A 16,192-nucleotide genomic window follows, 5' to 3' on the forward strand; every position below is an offset into this window, starting at 1 on the left:
GAGGCTTTCTGACATGGAAAGAGCCCAACGTAAAGTTAAAGTGGGTAAGGTTGTCAGTGACAAGATGGATAAAACGGTTGTCGTTGCTGTTCAAATTACTGAAAGTCACCCGCTTTATCATAGAATTGTTCGTCGGACCGAAAAATTTAAAGCTCATGATGAAAACAACGAAGCTCACGTAGGAGATACCGTTGTGATCATGGAGACTCGTCCGCTCAGCAAAGACAAACGCTGGCGTGTAGTTGAGATCACCGAGAGGGCGGTTGTTCTCTAAAAATAGCATATTGAATTTGGAAGGGGGTCAACAGGATGATCCAGGTTCAAACAAGGCTCAAGGTTGGAGACAACTCAGGAGCTAGAGAGCTGATGTGCATCCGCGTGCTTGGTGGCTCACTGCGCCGTTATGCTTCGATTGGAGATGTAATCGTTGCTTCAGTTAAAAGCGCAACGCCAGGCGGCGTTGTTAAAAAAGGCGAAGTTGTCAAAGCCGTTGTAGTACGTACGACAAAAGAAATTAAACGTAAAGACGGTAGCTATATCCGTTTTAGCGAAAATGCTGCCGTTATTATTAAGGACGATAAAAGTCCTCGCGGAACCCGTATTTTTGGACCGGTTGCCCGCGAATTACGCGATAAAGATTTCATGAAAATCATTTCTCTGGCACCGGAAGTAATTTAATTGACCCCATAGCAATGGAGGTGAACGAAGTGGCTGCTGTAAAGCAAAAGATACATGTTAAAAAAGGTGACATGGTTATGGTTATCACGGGCAAGGATGCCGGCAAGAAAGGCAAAATCCTTGAAGTCCTTCCGAAAAAAGGCCGTGTTGTTGTTGAAAAGGTCAACATTGTTAAACGCCATACCAAACCTACTCAAAGTATGCCTCAAGGCGGTATTTTGGAAAAGGAAGCACCTATCGCAAGTTCGAATGTAATGCTGTTCTGCGCCGAGTGCAATAGTGTGACACGGGTCAGTACTAAAGTAACTGACGCCGGAAAAGTCCGTGTTTGCAAGAAATGCGGAGTCAACTTACCCGATAAGAACTAATCCAGAAGGGAGGGACCTTAGTGGCTCGTCTGAAAGAAAAGTACGTTCAAGAAATTGCTCCTGCTCTTCAGCAGAAGTTCAACTATAAAAACGTCATGCAAACTCCAAAACTCGATAAAGTTGTTATCAATGTAGGTTTGGGAGAAGCAGTTCAAAATTCTAAAGCGATTGACGCTGCAGTTGGTGACATCATGAAAATTAGCGGTCAAAAACCAATTGTAACGCGAGCAAAGAAATCAATCGCGGCATTTAAACTTCGTGAAGGAATGCCGATCGGTGCAAAAGTAACCTTGCGCGGAGACCGTATGTACGAGTTCGTTGACCGGCTGATGAATGTAGCCTTACCTCGCGTCCGTGATTTCCGCGGCGTTTCAAGTAAAGCATTTGATGGCCGTGGCAACTATACTCTCGGAATTAAAGAGCAACTCATCTTCCCTGAGATTGAGTATGACAAAATTGATAAACTACGCGGAATGGACATTGTGTTCGTAACAACTGCGAAATCCGATGAGGAAGCTCGCGAATTGCTGGGTATGCTTGGCATGCCGTACCAGGAGAAGTAAAAAGGAGGGTTAAAGAGCGTGGCTAAAAAGTCAATGATCGTTCGTAATATGCGCGAACAGAAATATGCCGTTCGCTTCCATAACCGTTGCAAAATCTGCGGCCGTCCTCATGCATATATCCGTAAATTCGGAATATGCCGGATTTGTTTTCGGGAGTTAGCTTATAAAGGCGAACTGCCGGGAGTCAAAAAGGCTAGCTGGTAACCGCAGTAAGAAAGGGGGAAGACTCTAGTGGCAATGTCAGATCCGATTGCAGATTTCTTGACTCGCATTCGTAATGCAGGAATGATTTATCATGACAAAGTTGAAGTTCCTGCCTCCAATGTCAAGAAAGCGCTTGCCGAAATCCTGAAAGAAGAGGGTTTCATTAAAGATTTTGAATACATTGCAGATAACAAGCAAGGTGTTCTTCGCTTGTATCTGAAATATGGCCCAAACCGTGAACGCGTGATCACAGGCTTGAAACGAATTAGCCGTCCGGGACTCCGCGTTTATGCAAAAAAAGATGAAGTTCCGAAGGTCTTAGGTGGCCTGGGCGTGGCTATTATCTCCACCTCCCAAGGTATCATGACCGATAAAAGGGCTCGTCAAATAGGGCTTGGCGGAGAAGTGCTCTGCTACATTTGGTAACGATACACTACGGAGGTGCAGAGAATGTCCAGAATTGGCAAAAAGCCCATCACGATCCCCAGTGGCGTTGATGTCAAAATAGAGGGCAATGTTGTCACCGTTAAAGGACCAAAGGGTACCTTAACGAGGGAAATGCATCCGACAATCAACATTGCACTTGTTAACCAAGAAGTTATTGTGACTCGCCCAGATGATGAACCTCTGAGCCGGTCGTTGCATGGTTTAACTCGTACTCTTATCGCTAACATGGTGGAAGGGGTAACGAATGGTTTCAGCAAAGGCCTTGAGATGGTCGGTGTTGGATATCGTGCAGCAAAACAAGGTAATAAGCTTGCACTGTCTGTGGGTAAGTCCCATCCGGTTGAGCTTGTTCCTTTTGAAGGAATAGAATTTGAAGTTCCTGCTCCCAATAAAATTCTCATTAAGGGAATGGATAAGGAACTTGTTGGAGATTTCGCAGCTGTTGTCCGTGCAGAACGCCCACCCGAGCCTTATAAAGGTAAAGGAATCAAGTATGAAAACGAAGTTATTCGTCGTAAAGTGGGTAAGACGGGCGCTAAGAAGAAGTAATTTAGGCAAGGGCAAAATCTCTTGACCATTTGAAAGGAGTGAGATTCCTTGATTACACACGTAGACCGTAAACAAATCCGCTTAAAAAAGCATAAGCGTGTTCGTAAAAACGTGCTCGGAACTGCAGAGCGTCCGCGTTTAGCTGTTTTCCGAAGTCTTAATCATATTTATGCTCAAGTGATCAATGACGAGAAAGGCATAACGTTAGTTTCGGCTTCTTCAATTGATCCTGAGTTTAAAGCCACCGGAATTGCCGGCGGTAATATCGAAGGGGCTTCCAAAGTGGGTGAGCTTGTTGCGAAACGAGCTCTGGAAAAAGGAGTAACCACCGTGGTTTTTGACCGTGGAGGAAATCTCTATCACGGACGGATTGCTGCAGTAGCCGAAGCAGCACGCGAAGCTGGCCTTAACTTCTAAGACTGGGTAAAGGAGGGAAAATCATTGGCGAAAATTGATGCGAGTAAATCAGAGTTGACTGAAACAGTCGTTCATATTGCCCGCGTAGCAAAGGTTGTCAAAGGGGGACGCCGATTCAGCTTTAGTGCCTTAGTCGTTGTCGGAGACGGAAACGGTCTTGTTGGAGCCGGACTCGGAAAGGCCGGAGAAGTTCCTGAAGCGATTCGTAAAGGAATTGAAGATGCAAAGAAAAACTTGGTTTCAGTGCCCCTAACAGGAACAACAATCCCGCATGAGATTATTGGTGACTTTGGTGCCGGTTCAGTCCTTTTGAAACCGGCTGTAAAAGGTACCGGAGTTATTGCAGGAGGCGCTGTTCGTTCCGTACTTGAAGCCGCAGGATTACGCGATATTCTTACAAAATCTTTAGGATCATCAAATCCGCATAATATGGTCAATGCCACGATGGTTGCCTTAAAATCTCTGAAGAGAGTAGATGAGGTTGCTAAACTCCGCGGTAAAACCGTAGAAGAAATTCTGGGTTAGGAGGGTTGGCAATGAAAGTAAAAGTTACACTTGTAAAGAGTCCAATCGGATATTCCGAAGCACAACGCAAGGTGCTGAAGAGCTTGGGCTTGGGAAAAATGAACTCGAGTAAAATACATGAGAACAACCCAAGTATCCAAGGAATGATCCGTAAATGTGCACATTTAGTTGCGGTTGAAAATATATCAGAATAAAAGGGGGTGTTGACGAGCATGAAATTGCATGAACTGAAGCCTGCCAAAGGAGCGACCCATGCTACCAAACGTCTGGGTCGTGGAATCGGGTCCGGAACCGGAAAAACAGCCGGGAAAGGACATAAAGGCCAAAAAGCCCGCTCGGGCGGCGGCGTTCGTCCCGGATTTGAAGGCGGTCAAATCCCCTTGGCCCGTCGGATGCCGAAACGCGGTTTTACAAACATCTTCAAAAAAGAGTATGTTGTTCTCAATGTACGCGACTTGGAACGTTTTGATAATGGCGCGGTGGTAAACTATGAGAGCCTTTTTGAATTAGGCCTTATCAAAACGATCAAGGATGGTGTCAAGATTTTAGGAACAGGAGAATTAACCAAGGCGCTGACTGTTAATGTCGATAAGGTCAGTCCAGCCGCGGCAGAGAAAATCGTTGCTGCTGGCGGAAAAGTAGAGGTGGAATAGGATGATTGTCGATTCCCTGAAGAATGCATGGAAGGTCGCAGAGATCAGGAATAAAATCGGTTTCACCTTACTCATGTTCCTTATCTTTCGGATCGGAGCGCATATTCCCATTCCATTCATTAACCATAGTGCACTCGCTAATATGATTGGTTCAGGAAGCATTTTCGATTTTCTGGATACGTTTTCCGGGGGATCTTTTAGACGGTTTTCTGTATTTGCGTTAAGTATTACGCCCTACATTACGGCTTCTATTATTCTTCAACTTCTAACGATTGTTATTCCTTATCTTGAGCGCTTAGCAAAGGAAGGACAGTACGGTCGGAAAAAGATTACCCAGTATACTCGCTATGGAACAGTTATCTTAGGCTTTATTCAAGGTTTAGGACTAACGTATGGCCTTCGGTCAGCACTGGTAATTCCAAGTCCGAGTTTGAGATGGCCGATTTACCTTTTTGTTGCACTCATCCTCACCGCAGGAACCGCATTTCTGATGTGGATTGGTGAGCGGATTACAGAAAAAGGAATCGGCAATGGGATTTCACTGATCATCTTCTGTGGGATTGTGGCAAGAGTACCGGATAGCTTAAAATACATCTGGGGCCTCCTCAAAGTCGGTGAAATCAATGCTCTCTCGGTTATTGGTTTACTTGTTATGGCGGCTGCGATCATTGCCGGGGTTGTCTTTATTCAAGAAGGACAGCGGCGCGTACCTGTACAATATGCAAAACGTGTAGTTGGCCGTCGCGTTTACGGTGGTCAAGCCTCACATATTCCGCTGAAAGTGAACCAATCCGGAGTTATTCCGATCATCTTTGCAATTTCGCTTCTCGCTTTTCCAACAACCATCGCGACTTGGATGCCTGCTACATCAGGATATGTACAGTTCGTCAATCGCTGGTTCACGATGAATGGTACGGTTTACTCGATACCTTATCTCTTGATCTATGCGATGTTGATTATCTTCTTTACGTATTTCTATTCCGCAGTTACGTTTAACCCTGTGGATGTAGCAGATAACATCAAGAAATATGGGGGTTTCATTCCCGGACTTCGTCCCGGCAGGGCTACTTCCGATTACCTTGCGAAGATCCTGAGCCGTTTAACGTTAGCCGGAGGAGTGTTTCTATCCATAATCGCAGTTCTTCCGAGCCTGCTTGTTGGATTAACGGGTATCAAGAACATTTCCCTTGGTGGTACATCTCTCTTGATTGTTGTCAGTGTCGCTTTGGAAACCATGAAACAAATGGAATCTTTGCTGATGCAACGACACTATCAAGGTTTTATGAAGTAAGGGGGGCAAAAAGATGAGAGCAATCCTCATGGGCCCACCCGGTGCGGGTAAAGGAACACAGGCTGCGGGCCTCATTGAAAAATATCAGATTCCTCACATTTCTACGGGTGACATGTTTCGGAGTGCCATTAAGGCCGGAACACCGTTAGGGTTGAAGGCAAAACAATTTATGGACGCCGGATCCCTTGTACCCGATGAAGTCACGATTGGGATCGTTGCTGAGAGATTAGCTGAAAAGGATTGTGTTGCCGGATTTCTGCTAGACGGATTTCCCCGCACAATCGCTCAAGCTGATGCCTTAGATAAAATTCTTGTTGATCTTAAGATGAAATTAGATGGAGTCTTAAACATTGAAGCGGCTGAGGCGAAACTCATCGAGCGGCTCACCGGCCGCCGGATTTGCCGGCAATGCGGTGCGACCTATCACATGGTTTTTAATCCTCCAAGTGCTGAGGGCGTTTGCGATAAATGCGGCGGGGAATTATACCAGCGCAGCGATGATACGCTTGAAACAGCTAAAAACCGCCTAGATGTGTATAATCTCCAAACCCAACCTTTGATTGAATATTATCAGAGAAAGGGAATACTGAAAAAGATTAACGGTGACCAGGACATCAGCAAGGTGCTAGAAGATATTCTGGCTGCTTTGGAGTAAAGCAATGATAGAACTTAAAACGAAGTCCCAAGTGGAACACATGCGTAAGGCCGGTAAAATCACGGCAGATACATTGCAGCTGATTGGCGAGTCGATCCATCCAGGGATCACGACCCAGGAAATTGATCAGATTGCCGAGAAATATATTCGAAAGTGCGGTGCTGTTCCTACTTTCAAAGGTTACAATGGTTTTCCGTATTCCATCTGTGCTTCCGTAAATGAAGAGGTTGTACACGGATTCCCGGGTTTAAGGGCGTTACAATCTGGAGATATTATCAGTATCGATTGCGGTGCGACTTATGAAGGATATGTTGGCGACTCTGCTGTAACCTTCGCGGTTGGGGAAATCTCCGACGAACTGCAAAAGTTGTTGCGCGTGACGAAGGAGTCCTTAATGCTTGGAATTGAACAAGCTCATAAAGGAAATCGTCTCTATGACATTTCCCATGCGGTTCAAACTCATGTTGAGGCCAATGGCTTTTCCGTCGTTCGCGATTATGTGGGTCACGGAATAGGCCGGCAGATGCATGAAGAACCGCAAATCCCCAATTACGGAAAAGCTGGACGGGGGCCTCGACTCGACATCGGGATGTGTTTGGCTATTGAACCGATGGTCAACTTGGGAACGTATGAAGTGAAAACACTCCGTAACCATTGGACTGTTGCGACGTTGGACGGCAAAGCTTCTGCCCATTTTGAACACACGGTAGCTATTACTGAAAATGGCCCTGAGATTATGACTCGGAGTTAGGATACCCGATTGAGTGCCAGAGGAGGGTTATAATGTCAAAAGAGGACGTTATTGAAGTCGAAGGAAAAGTACTGGAGCCGCTTCCTAATGCCATGTTTCTCGTCGAATTGGCGAATGGACATAAGGTATTAGCACATGTCTCCGGTAAGATCCGAATGAATTTTATTAAGATTCTTCCAGGGGATCGGGTTACGTTGGAGCTTTCTCCCTACGACCTATCGCGTGGAAGGATTGTCTATCGGTTTAAGTAAAGCCCAAAGGGAGGGGATTACGATGAAAGTAAGGCCTTCTGTCAAAAGAATCTGTGAAAAATGCAAAATTGTTAAACGCCATGGAAAAGTCATGGTCATCTGTGAAAATCCGAAACACAAACAACGTCAAGGTTAATTCAACAGTTCCTTTGCGCGGCTGATTGGAGACAATCCATTGCAGAGAGAACGGCTGATATAGACCTAAGCAAAGGTTTGTTGTTAATGATTGGTAATATATCATGAGGGTTTTAAGAAACAGCAATATGGAGGTGTAAATTTTAGATGGCACGTATCGCTGGAGTTGATTTGCCGCGTGAGAAACGTGTAGAGGTCGGATTGACCTATATCTACGGTATTGGTCTTCCCACATCACAGAAGATTCTCGCAAAGACCGGCGTTAATCCGGATACCCGAGTTCGTGACTTATCCGAAGAGGAAGTAGGCCGCCTCCGGGAAGTTATTGATAAAGAATTAAAGGTCGAAGGTGACCTGCGTCGGGAAGTATCCCTCAATATCAAACGTCTGATGGAAATTGGCTGCTATCGTGGATTACGTCATCGCCGTGGGCTTCCTGTTCGGGGACAGCGCACCAAAACGAATGCACGTACACGTAAAGGTCCAATTAAGACGATTGGTGCAAAACGCAAAAAATAATAAGGGGGGATCACCGAGATGGCGCGTAAAGTTGTTCGTACAAAACGCCGCGAACGCAAAAATATTGCAAGTGGCGTAGCTCATATTCGTTCAACGTTTAATAATACGATGGTAACCATTACGGATACCAACGGAAACGCGATATCCTGGTCTAGCGCAGGTGCGCTCGGCTTTAAAGGATCTCGTAAAAGTACGCCGTTTGCAGCGCAAATGGCTGCTGAAACTGCAGCTAAAACTGCGATGGAGCATGGCATGAAAGAAGTAGAATGCTTTGTAAAAGGACCGGGTGCCGGCCGTGAGGCAGCAATCCGCGCTCTCCAAGCTGCAGGACTCGAAGTTAACTTAATCAAAGACGTGACGCCGATTCCGCATAACGGTTGTCGGCCTCCGAAACGTAGAAGAGTATAAGAAGGAGGTGTCTACATGGCAAGATATACAGGTCCCGTTTGTCGTTTATGTCGCCGAGAAGGGATGAAACTTTTCCTGAAGGGTGATCGCTGCTATACCGGAAAATGCGCGATTGACCGTCGAGCTTATGCTCCTGGTCAACACGGTCAAAGCCGTGGTAAAAAGCCTACTGAGTATGGCATTCAGCTCCGTGAAAAACAAAAGGTCCGCCGTATCTATGGCGTTGGTGAAAAACAATTCCGCAGCTATTTCGTTGAAGCAAACCGCCAAAAAGGGATAGCCGGTGAAAACCTTCTTCGTCTATTAGAGCGTCGGCTTGACAATGTTGTATTCCAGCTTGGTTTTGCAACTTCTCGCCCGGAAGCTCGTCAGCTTGTTCGCCATGGTCACTTTATTGTTAATGGTCGTCGAGTTGATATTCCTTCCTTCCTTGTTCGCCAAGGTGATGTTGTCGCTTATAAAGAGGCCAGTAAGAGTTCACCACGAATCAAGGAAATTATCAGCAGTCTTGATCGTACTCCGCCGAAATGGCTTAGCCTTGATGCTAATGCTGTTAGCGCCACAGTCGTAGCACTACCCACTCGAGAAGATATTCAAATGCCTATCGAAGAACATCTCATTGTTGAGAAATACTCTCGTTAATTCTAACGTAGGATAAATTGATATCAAGTTCCCGAGAAAGAAGGTGCATTCCGATATTAGAAATCGAGAAGCCCAAAATTGAATGCGTTGAACGTTCTGACGACAACACCTATGCAAAGTTTGTAGTTGAACCTCTTGAGAGGGGATATGGGATTACCCTAGGGAATTCCTTACGGCGAATCCTCCTATCCTCACTTCCGGGTACAGCCGTAACTGCAATTAAAATTGATGGTGTTCTTCATGAATTCTCCACGGTACCAGGAGTTCTGGAAGATGTAACAGATATCATTCTTAACCTGAAGGGCTTAGCTTTAAAAGGTCACACAGACGAAACGAAAACTTTACGTTTGGAAGCTGTTGGTGAAGGAGTGATCCGCGCCGGAGATATTATTACGGATGCGGATATTGAAGTACTGAATCCTGATTTGAAGATCGCCACTCTGGATAAGGATGCGCGTCTTTCAATTGAGATGACGGCTGAAAGAGGCCGTGGTTATGTATCGGCTGACAAAAATAAGAGGCCGGATCAAGTGATTGGCGTAATCCCTATTGATTCCATCTTCGCTCCGATCTATAAGGTAAATTATACCGTTGAAGATACTCGGGTGGGTATGGTCACAGACTATGATAAACTCACTCTGGAAGTCTGGTCTAACGGAAGTATTTCACCGGAAGAAGCGACTAGCCTGGCAGCTAAGATCTTAAGCGAACATCTTCTTTTGTTCATTGGTCTTACCGATAAACTCAACGATGTTGAGATTATGGTTGAGAAAGAAGAAGAAGGTAAAGATAAGATCCTTGAGATGACAATTGAAGAGCTAGATCTCTCAGTTCGTTCGTATAATTGCTTGAAACGGGCTGGAATTAATTCGGTGGAAGAACTTACCCAAAAGACGGAAGAGGACATGATAAAGGTCCGCAACTTGGGCCGGAAGTCCTTGGAAGAAGTGGAATTCAAGTTAAAAGAGCTCGGCTTAGGGTTCCGCACAGTCGAGGACTAATTCGGTCAAAAGGAGGGGAACATCATTGGCTTACCGTAAGTTGGGAAGAAATATGGGCCATCGTGGCGCTATGCTGCGTAACCTTGCCACTTCCCTTTTGAAATACGAGCGGATTGAAACGACTGAGGCTCGTGCCAAAGAACTCAGCGCAATTGCTGAGAAAATGATTACGCTTGGCAAGCAAGGAGATCTTGCTGCACGCCGTAATGCGATGGCATATCTTATGGAGGAAGATGTCGTCACGAAGTTATTCGAGACGATTGCTCCTAAGTACAGTGATCGCCAAGGCGGTTACACCAGAATCATAAAGACCGGCTTCCGCCGCGGAGACGCAGCTGAACTCGTTCTCATCGAGCTTGTGTAACATATTCACTTGATTAAGTGAGTTTAAAATTTCAGTAAAATATACCCTATAGAGTAGATTAGAAACTACTTTATAGGGTAATTTTTATGCGCTTTTTTCGCATATTATAATTTTCGAATATGAATATTGCGCAATGACGTTCTTGATTGTAAACTAGAGAATATAGCAAAGGTATACAAAAAGAATGCAAAAATATGTAGTGCGTAGACTTTGATTTATCAGCTATAAGTTTATTCTTTGATCGATAAAAGGAGAGAGACCCCAGAAGTGAGGAAAACATAAGGTGTATGAGCTGCATATTAAGGATTTAAGCTACAAAAAGATTCTGACCAAAGTCAGTTTTGACTGGAGTCAGGGAAAAAAGATTGCGTTGATGGGAGCGAACGGTTCGGGAAAGTCAACTTTGGGCCGAATCATTGCCGGTCTTATTGAACAGGATTCCGGTGAGGTTACGCTCACCAAGGATGGAGATGGCTTGATAGGGGATAATCAGCCGCGCTGGCAGAAAGTCGGTTTTGTGGGTCAGCATCCTCGCCGGCAAACCATCGCCGCTACGGTCGCTGAAGAACTTGGATTTGGGTTATTAAATTTAGGATTAAGTGCGTCGGAAGTCAAGGAGAGGGTCAAGGGCTTAGCAACGCAGATTGGACTTGAAAGTCGATTGAATCAATCCATAGCAAAGCTTTCAGGGGGCGAGAGACAGAGGCTGGTAATGACAGCGATCCTTGCTCTGCAACCGGCCTTTATTATTCTCGATGAATCGCTTTCGATGCTCGATCTTAAATCGAGACAAAGCATTTTGGATCTTCTGGCTGATCAACCCCGTTTAGAAATTGGTAACAATTTTGATGGCCGGAAGCTCGGACAGTTGTGGATTACTCATGACCCGGAAATCGCCTTAGAAGCGGATCGGCTTCTTATCATAAAAGAGGGTAAAATTGTTGAACAGGGTGACCCTAGTCATCTTTTAGCTGATGAGGATCGGTGTCAAAAATATGGAATACGAGGTCTAAGCCAACCGAACGATCAACACTTTAGATCAATAGATACTTATCCGGGGAATCGTCCCATGGTCTTATCTTGGAAGAACGCAGAATTTGAAAATAATGTATTTCTTGATCAGAGGGTTAAAGACAAAGAGTTTATAGGAATCGTTGGCCCTTCCGGGTCGGGGAAGACAACCCTTTTAGAAAGCGCATTGCAGTTAATAAAGCCTATGCGGGGAAGTTTTCAGGCCTTTGATGAAGTATCGCTGCCAATCTCTCCGAAACAACTTCGGAACAGAATTCGCTTGCTTCAGCAGGAAGCGGGTGAATATCTTGTGGGTAGAACGGTTTGTGATGAAATATTTTATACAAGCAGTAAACAAGAACGCCAAAGAAATAAGGAAAACTATGAAGATTATATGAAAAAGATGGGCATTCCCGAGATTCAATGGCAACAGGATCCCCAACAGTTAAGCGGCGGTGAACGGCAGAAGGTTGCGCTCGCAGCTGCCATGAGATCCAATCCCGGTATTATTTTGTTTGACGAGCCCTTGATTGGGTTAGACCGTCAGGGAAGGGAAAGATTCAAGGCGTTTTTGAAGACATACAAGGATAAGTATACGATTCTTTATGTAACCCATGATTTAGAAGAAATCTTAGATATGGTGACTCGGGTTTGGCTCATTGAAAAAGGGCGAATTACGTTAGACTATGAAATTGAAAACGGTTTTAAGGAACGGGAACGATTTCAAAGGGCCGGGGTTAAATGTTAAAGGGGCTGAGGAAAGATAAATTTTGAAGTCTATTATTCGATACAAAGCCGTCTGCATGCCTTAGATGGGCGTTTAAAGGTAGCCGCCTTGTTCTGGCTATCGCTTTGGCTGACTTGGAGTTCTTGGCAGGGTCTTCTGATCAATGCGCTTGGAGTAATTCCCCTGATTCGATTAAGTCATCTGCCGGTAAAAATATTCAAATCCAGCCTTTACGCCTTTTTCTTATTAAGTCTTTTTTATATTGTGATGTCATCTTGGAAGCTGAACTCCAATGAAGCTTTTTGGCGGGGCTATTGGTCATTGGCGGGGATAGGGGCCACGGGAATAATCCTGTGGCGTATTGCACTTTTATTTATCCTGACACGATTATTTGCGGCAATAACTCCCCCAATGGAGCAGGGAGCAGGAATTGCATACTTTTTTACGCCGCTGATCAAGATATTCCCAAGGGTTGCGGATTTTGTACTCATTCTGACACTAACGCTGCGTTTCGTTCCTTTATTGGTGGAAGAGGCACAGTTGCTGGCGAAGGCAAGAATCCTTAAAGGAGCTTGGCCGAAGTCTCGCCTTCAGAAAGTTATTGAGGTGAGCCGTTTAATGCCTCCACTCTTGCTTTTAAGCTTGCGGAGGGCAGATGAGCTCGCCGAGAATCTTCTTGCTCGCGGATATACCTCAGGCATTTACAGAAGCATCAGTTTTGGGGAGTGGACCTGCTTTGACCAGAAGGGGTTAATTATCCTAATTCTTTGGCCGGTTATTCTTTGGGGAGGGGAAAGGATTATAAACTTCTTTTGATGTATTAGGGATAAGTTAAGATTTTACTTGCGAAAGAAAGCCTAGGCTTGTTCACTAAAGCATAGATATGCAATAGGGAACAAGCCTATTCTAGATCTTATCTAATTTTTATCCGATGACTAAGCGCCTCTAAGACTCCTGCTAAAACTCTACCTGAAACAGGTTTATTTATAATTCGCGATTAAGGCTTGCATGACAGAGATGTCGGCTAGGGTCGCTGTATCACCGAGGGCTCGGCCTTCAGCAATATCACGAAGAAGTCTGCGAATAATTTTTCCGCTTCGGGTTTTCGGAAGTTCAGCGGTAAAGAAAATATCATCCGGCCGGGCAAGGGTACCAATCTTCTGTGCAACGTGCATTTTGAGTTCGTCAATAAGGTTAGGATGGGCTTCGATTCCTTCCTTTAAAGTGATAAAGGCTGTAAGGGCTTGCCCTTTAATTTCATGGGTTTTGCCGATGACAGCTGCTTCAGCAATCAAGGGATGATCGACGAGGGCGCTTTCCACTTCCATTGTCCCGATGCGGTGACCGGAGACATTGATAACATCATCGACCCGACCGAGAACCCAAAGGTTGCCGTCTTCATCCCATTTGGCTCCGTCTCCGGGGAAATAAATCCCCGGCCAATTTCCATAATAGGTGTTTTTAAAACGTTCGGGATCCCCATAAACGTTACGAAGCATTGCTGGCCAGGGTTTACGGATGGCGAGGTAGCCTCCGCATCCTTTAGGGACAGTTTGACCTGTACTATCCACGACTTCAATCTTCACTCCGGGGAAAGGAACCGTGCAGGATCCAGGTTTCAGGCCAGTTATTCCGGGTAAGGGTGTTATCATAATCATCCCGGTTTCCGTTTGCCACCAGGTGTCAACAATGGGGCAACGCTCGTTTCCGATATATTTGTAGTACCACATCCATGCTTCCGGGTTGATCGGTTCACCTACACTGCCTAAAAGTCGAAGACTGGAGAGATCCCGTTTCTGCGGATATTTTGATCCCCATTTCATAAAGGTTCGAATCGCTGTCGGTGCTGTATAGAGAATGCTTACTCTGTATTTTTCAATGATTTCCCAATACCGGTCTTTGTTTGGATAATCCGGACTTCCCTCATAAATGAGAACTGTGGCTCCGTTAGAAAGCGGACCATAGACAATGTAGGAATGTCCGGTAATCCATCCGATATCTGCACTACACCAATAGATGTCGTTATCTTTATAGTCAAAAACGTAATTATACGTGCTTGTGACGCCGACCATATAACCCCCTGTCGAATGCACAATACCCTTGGGTTTCCCCGTTGTTCCGCTCGTATAGAGGATGAAAAGCATATCCTCGGCGTCCATTGGTTCAGGAGGGCAATCTTGGGAAGCTATTTTCATGGCTTCGTGATACCAAACGTCACGCTGCTTTTGCATATTAATCTTGTGACCTGTGCGTTGAATGACGACAACGTGGTCAACACATTCAAGACTTTGAATTGCGGCATCCGTGTTTTCCTTCAGGGGTATGATGCTGCCTCGACGAAAACTGCCGTCTGAGGTGATGACAACCTTGGCTTGAGCATCGTTAATTCGGTCACGTAAAGCTTCGGCACTAAAGCCACCGAATACAACGCTGTGCGGGGCACCTATTCGGGCACAGGCCAGCATTGAGATAATGGCTTCCGGAATCATAGGCAAGTAAATTGTGACGCGATCTCCCTTACTCACTCCGAGTGATTTGAGAACATTGGCAAACCTGCTAACCTCACGATGGAGATCCTGGTACGTAAGAACGCGGCTATCCCCATTTTCTGCTTCAAAGATAAGAGCGGCTTTATTGCGGTGCCAATCCTCTAAATGACGGTCAATACAGTTATAGGAAGCGTTGAGCTTTCCGCCAAGATACCACTGGGCAAAGGGAGGATTCCATTCAAGGGTCTTGTTCCAAGGTTCAAACCATTCAAGTCTTTCAGCTTGCTCTTCCCAGAAACTGAGATGATCTTGACCTGATTCATAAATCTCAGGGGTATTGATGTTAGCTTGGACGGTAAATTCGGTTGTGGGTTTAAATAATCGATTTTCTTGTAATAATGACTCTAGGCTGACCTCCTTCATAAAACGCCCTCCTCAATTTTCTTGCCAACCCGTTTTGCCGAAGCAAAAGCTTATCTTTTAATCTACGGGTTTTCTATTTACTGCATTTTATCAAAGAGGGGGGAGAAAATTTACGCAATGAAGACGAAAGCACATATATTATCGCTTAATGGTATAATAATCGAAGTTATTCGCTTCACAAGGGCCGGTCCCCTTGACGATAATCAACTAACCCTATATTATTTTTCTGGAGCTTAAACTAATTTGTTTTGGAAGTGTTTGGATGAGAAATATTTGCTTAAGATTAAGCTATGATGGTACAGCCTATCATGGGTTTCAAAGGCAGCCGGAATTTCATGGCCCGACGATTCAGGGTTCCTTGGAATTTGCATGGAAGAAGATGGCGGGTGAGGAGATCACCCTGAATACGGCGGGACGCACAGACAAGGGTGTGCATGCGACAGGGCAAGTCGTTAATTTTGAATCCGCTGCGCGCATTCCCGATGACAAGATTCCTAAAGCCATTAATAGTTTACTGCCGAGAGATATCCGAATTCTAAAGGCTGAGAGCGTTGAGGAGGGGTTTCATGCTCGTTATTCGGCCAAATGGAAACGCTATGATTACACCATTGATAATCGGCCCATTGCGGACGTTTTTACCCGTTTGTATACCCTTCATGAGCCGATTCCTTTAAGAGTCGAAGAAATGAAACGAGCGGCTCCTCTGCTTGAAGGAAAACATAATTTTAAAGCCTTTTGTTCGGCCGGAGGAGTAACGAAAACTTTTGAACGAACGCTGTATGTTTGCCGGGTTCAAGAGAAAGAAAACGTTATTCGGATTACGTGTATCGGAAATGGGTTTCTTTATAACATGGTGCGGATTATTGCGGGAACATTAATCAATGTTGGAAAAGGATGGCTTCAAGCCGAATCAATTCCCGATATTCTTCAAAGTATGGAGCGCAAACTTGCAGGGGTTACGGCTCAGCCTCAAGGACTGACTTTAAGTTACGTCCATTATGGGGAAGAGACCCCCTATGATATTTTTCCGGAGTATTTGCCGGAGGGCAGGATTAGTTTGAGCGTGAAAAATACACTTTAGTGGTGTAATATAAACGTGTATAGGATTGAAAAAGGAGTTA

25 protein-coding genes are annotated in these 16,192 nt (G+C 45.2%); 24 read left to right on the forward strand and 1 reads right to left on the reverse strand.

Annotation, left to right across the window (positions count from 1 at the left end):
• Positions 1-13 precede the first annotated feature (13 nt).
• The 23 genes from rpsQ to VB077_RS08910 all read left to right on the forward strand — a co-directional run bounded on the left by rpsQ (position 14) and on the right by VB077_RS08910 (position 12,975).
• Complete coding sequence (gene rpsQ / locus VB077_RS08800) at positions 14-274, forward strand: 30S ribosomal protein S17 (protein ID WP_323414855.1); 261 nt, start codon at positions 14-16, stop codon at positions 272-274.
• 35 nt (positions 275-309) lie between these two features.
• On the forward strand, positions 310-678 hold the full coding sequence (gene rplN / locus VB077_RS08805) for a 50S ribosomal protein L14 (RefSeq protein WP_323414856.1): 369 nt from the start codon (positions 310-312) through the stop codon (positions 676-678).
• A gap of 29 nt (positions 679-707) precedes the next feature.
• The gene (rplX, locus tag VB077_RS08810) at positions 708-1,046 is read left to right on the forward strand and encodes a 50S ribosomal protein L24 (protein WP_323414857.1); all 339 of its coding nucleotides are present in this window, start codon (positions 708-710) and stop codon (positions 1,044-1,046) included.
• Positions 1,047-1,066: 20 nt separating this feature from the next.
• Positions 1,067-1,609, forward strand: a complete 543-nt coding sequence (rplE, locus tag VB077_RS08815; protein WP_323414858.1) for a 50S ribosomal protein L5 — start codon at positions 1,067-1,069, stop codon at positions 1,607-1,609.
• Between the two features lie 18 nt (positions 1,610-1,627).
• Positions 1,628-1,813: a type Z 30S ribosomal protein S14 gene (locus tag VB077_RS08820; protein WP_323414859.1), complete on the forward strand. Its 186-nt coding sequence runs from the start codon at positions 1,628-1,630 to the stop codon at positions 1,811-1,813.
• Between the two features lie 27 nt (positions 1,814-1,840).
• Entirely contained in the window at positions 1,841-2,239 is a 399-nt protein-coding gene (rpsH, locus tag VB077_RS08825) for a 30S ribosomal protein S8 (protein WP_323414860.1), read from the forward strand.
• Positions 2,240-2,263: 24 nt separating this feature from the next.
• Positions 2,264-2,809, forward strand: coding sequence for a 50S ribosomal protein L6 (gene rplF / locus VB077_RS08830; RefSeq protein ID WP_323414861.1), 546 nt, complete (start codon positions 2,264-2,266; stop codon positions 2,807-2,809).
• Positions 2,810-2,857: 48 nt separating this feature from the next.
• Positions 2,858-3,226 carry a 50S ribosomal protein L18 gene (gene rplR / locus VB077_RS08835; protein WP_323414862.1) on the forward strand — a complete coding sequence of 123 codons (369 nt, stop codon included), beginning with the start codon at positions 2,858-2,860 and terminating at the stop codon, positions 3,224-3,226.
• A gap of 24 nt (positions 3,227-3,250) precedes the next feature.
• The gene (gene rpsE / locus VB077_RS08840; protein WP_323414863.1) at positions 3,251-3,751 is read left to right on the forward strand and encodes a 30S ribosomal protein S5; all 501 of its coding nucleotides are present in this window, start codon (positions 3,251-3,253) and stop codon (positions 3,749-3,751) included.
• Between the two features lie 11 nt (positions 3,752-3,762).
• Positions 3,763-3,945: a 50S ribosomal protein L30 gene (gene rpmD / locus VB077_RS08845; RefSeq protein WP_323414864.1), complete on the forward strand. Its 183-nt coding sequence runs from the start codon at positions 3,763-3,765 to the stop codon at positions 3,943-3,945.
• An 18-nt stretch (positions 3,946-3,963) separates the two neighbouring features.
• Positions 3,964-4,404 carry a 50S ribosomal protein L15 gene (gene rplO, locus VB077_RS08850; protein WP_323414865.1) on the forward strand — a complete coding sequence of 147 codons (441 nt, stop codon included), beginning with the start codon at positions 3,964-3,966 and terminating at the stop codon, positions 4,402-4,404.
• Position 4,405: 1 nt separating this feature from the next.
• Positions 4,406-5,695 (forward strand): preprotein translocase subunit SecY, encoded by a 1,290-nt coding sequence (gene secY, locus VB077_RS08855; protein ID WP_323414866.1) that lies wholly within the window; start codon positions 4,406-4,408, stop codon positions 5,693-5,695.
• Between the two features lie 13 nt (positions 5,696-5,708).
• Complete coding sequence (locus VB077_RS08860) at positions 5,709-6,350, forward strand: adenylate kinase (RefSeq protein WP_323414867.1); 642 nt, start codon at positions 5,709-5,711, stop codon at positions 6,348-6,350.
• A 4-nt stretch (positions 6,351-6,354) separates the two neighbouring features.
• Positions 6,355-7,101: a type I methionyl aminopeptidase gene (gene map / locus VB077_RS08865; protein ID WP_323414868.1), complete on the forward strand. Its 747-nt coding sequence runs from the start codon at positions 6,355-6,357 to the stop codon at positions 7,099-7,101.
• Between the two features lie 32 nt (positions 7,102-7,133).
• The gene (gene infA / locus VB077_RS08870; RefSeq protein ID WP_006716359.1) at positions 7,134-7,352 is read left to right on the forward strand and encodes a translation initiation factor IF-1; all 219 of its coding nucleotides are present in this window, start codon (positions 7,134-7,136) and stop codon (positions 7,350-7,352) included.
• Between the two features lie 22 nt (positions 7,353-7,374).
• A complete protein-coding gene (gene rpmJ, locus VB077_RS08875; protein WP_323414869.1) occupies positions 7,375-7,488 on the forward strand; it encodes a 50S ribosomal protein L36 in 114 nt (37 codons plus the stop codon).
• A 146-nt stretch (positions 7,489-7,634) separates the two neighbouring features.
• On the forward strand, positions 7,635-8,006 hold the full coding sequence (rpsM, locus tag VB077_RS08880) for a 30S ribosomal protein S13 (RefSeq protein ID WP_323414870.1): 372 nt from the start codon (positions 7,635-7,637) through the stop codon (positions 8,004-8,006).
• An 18-nt stretch (positions 8,007-8,024) separates the two neighbouring features.
• Positions 8,025-8,414 (forward strand): 30S ribosomal protein S11, encoded by a 390-nt coding sequence (rpsK, locus tag VB077_RS08885; protein ID WP_323414871.1) that lies wholly within the window; start codon positions 8,025-8,027, stop codon positions 8,412-8,414.
• 15 nt (positions 8,415-8,429) lie between these two features.
• Positions 8,430-9,056 (forward strand): 30S ribosomal protein S4, encoded by a 627-nt coding sequence (rpsD, locus tag VB077_RS08890; protein ID WP_323414872.1) that lies wholly within the window; start codon positions 8,430-8,432, stop codon positions 9,054-9,056.
• A gap of 53 nt (positions 9,057-9,109) precedes the next feature.
• On the forward strand, positions 9,110-10,057 hold the full coding sequence (locus VB077_RS08895; protein WP_323414878.1) for a DNA-directed RNA polymerase subunit alpha: 948 nt from the start codon (positions 9,110-9,112) through the stop codon (positions 10,055-10,057).
• A 25-nt stretch (positions 10,058-10,082) separates the two neighbouring features.
• A complete protein-coding gene (gene rplQ, locus VB077_RS08900) occupies positions 10,083-10,421 on the forward strand; it encodes a 50S ribosomal protein L17 (RefSeq protein WP_323414873.1) in 339 nt (112 codons plus the stop codon).
• A 283-nt stretch (positions 10,422-10,704) separates the two neighbouring features.
• A complete protein-coding gene (locus VB077_RS08905) occupies positions 10,705-12,180 on the forward strand; it encodes an ABC transporter ATP-binding protein (RefSeq protein WP_323414874.1) in 1,476 nt (491 codons plus the stop codon).
• Between the two features lie 51 nt (positions 12,181-12,231).
• Positions 12,232-12,975: an energy-coupling factor transporter transmembrane component T gene (locus VB077_RS08910; protein ID WP_323414879.1), complete on the forward strand. Its 744-nt coding sequence runs from the start codon at positions 12,232-12,234 to the stop codon at positions 12,973-12,975.
• Between the two features lie 164 nt (positions 12,976-13,139).
• On the opposite strand, the gene acs is transcribed toward VB077_RS08910, so the two are convergent.
• Positions 13,140-15,071, reverse strand: a complete 1,932-nt coding sequence (acs, locus tag VB077_RS08915) for an acetate--CoA ligase (protein WP_323414875.1) — start codon at positions 15,069-15,071, stop codon at positions 13,140-13,142.
• A 262-nt stretch (positions 15,072-15,333) separates the two neighbouring features.
• Between acs and truA the strand changes: the two genes are divergently transcribed.
• A complete protein-coding gene (truA, locus tag VB077_RS08920; protein ID WP_323414876.1) occupies positions 15,334-16,152 on the forward strand; it encodes a tRNA pseudouridine(38-40) synthase TruA in 819 nt (272 codons plus the stop codon).
• Positions 16,153-16,192 lie beyond the last annotated feature (40 nt).

Origin of the sequence: Desulfitobacterium sp., assembly GCF_034927245.1 — a bacterium.
Taxonomy (GTDB): Bacteria; Bacillota; Desulfitobacteriia; order Desulfitobacteriales; family Desulfitobacteriaceae; genus Desulfitobacterium_A.

Excerpts from the sequence above, each read along its gene's own strand:
- rpsQ (WP_323414855.1), top strand. The coding sequence starts at position 14 with ATGGAAAGAGCCCAACGTAAAGTTAAAGTGGGTAAGGTTGTCAGTGAC.
- rplN (WP_323414856.1), top strand. The coding sequence starts at position 310 with ATGATCCAGGTTCAAACAAGGCTCAAGGTTGGAGACAACTCAGGAGCT.
- rplF (WP_323414861.1), top strand. The coding sequence starts at position 2,264 with ATGTCCAGAATTGGCAAAAAGCCCATCACGATCCCCAGTGGCGTTGAT.
- rpmD (WP_323414864.1), top strand. The coding sequence starts at position 3,763 with ATGAAAGTAAAAGTTACACTTGTAAAGAGTCCAATCGGATATTCCGAA.
- rplO (WP_323414865.1), top strand. The coding sequence starts at position 3,964 with ATGAAATTGCATGAACTGAAGCCTGCCAAAGGAGCGACCCATGCTACC.
- secY (WP_323414866.1), top strand. The coding sequence starts at position 4,406 with ATGATTGTCGATTCCCTGAAGAATGCATGGAAGGTCGCAGAGATCAGG.
- VB077_RS08860 (WP_323414867.1), top strand. The coding sequence starts at position 5,709 with ATGAGAGCAATCCTCATGGGCCCACCCGGTGCGGGTAAAGGAACACAG.
- map (WP_323414868.1), top strand. The coding sequence starts at position 6,355 with ATGATAGAACTTAAAACGAAGTCCCAAGTGGAACACATGCGTAAGGCC.
- infA (WP_006716359.1), top strand. The coding sequence starts at position 7,134 with ATGTCAAAAGAGGACGTTATTGAAGTCGAAGGAAAAGTACTGGAGCCG.
- rpmJ (WP_323414869.1), top strand. The coding sequence starts at position 7,375 with ATGAAAGTAAGGCCTTCTGTCAAAAGAATCTGTGAAAAATGCAAAATT.
- rpsM (WP_323414870.1), top strand. The coding sequence starts at position 7,635 with ATGGCACGTATCGCTGGAGTTGATTTGCCGCGTGAGAAACGTGTAGAG.
- rpsK (WP_323414871.1), top strand. The coding sequence starts at position 8,025 with ATGGCGCGTAAAGTTGTTCGTACAAAACGCCGCGAACGCAAAAATATT.
- rpsD (WP_323414872.1), top strand. The coding sequence starts at position 8,430 with ATGGCAAGATATACAGGTCCCGTTTGTCGTTTATGTCGCCGAGAAGGG.
- acs (WP_323414875.1), bottom strand. The coding sequence starts at position 15,071 with ATGAAGGAGGTCAGCCTAGAGTCATTATTACAAGAAAATCGATTATTT.
- truA (WP_323414876.1), top strand. The coding sequence starts at position 15,334 with ATGAGAAATATTTGCTTAAGATTAAGCTATGATGGTACAGCCTATCAT.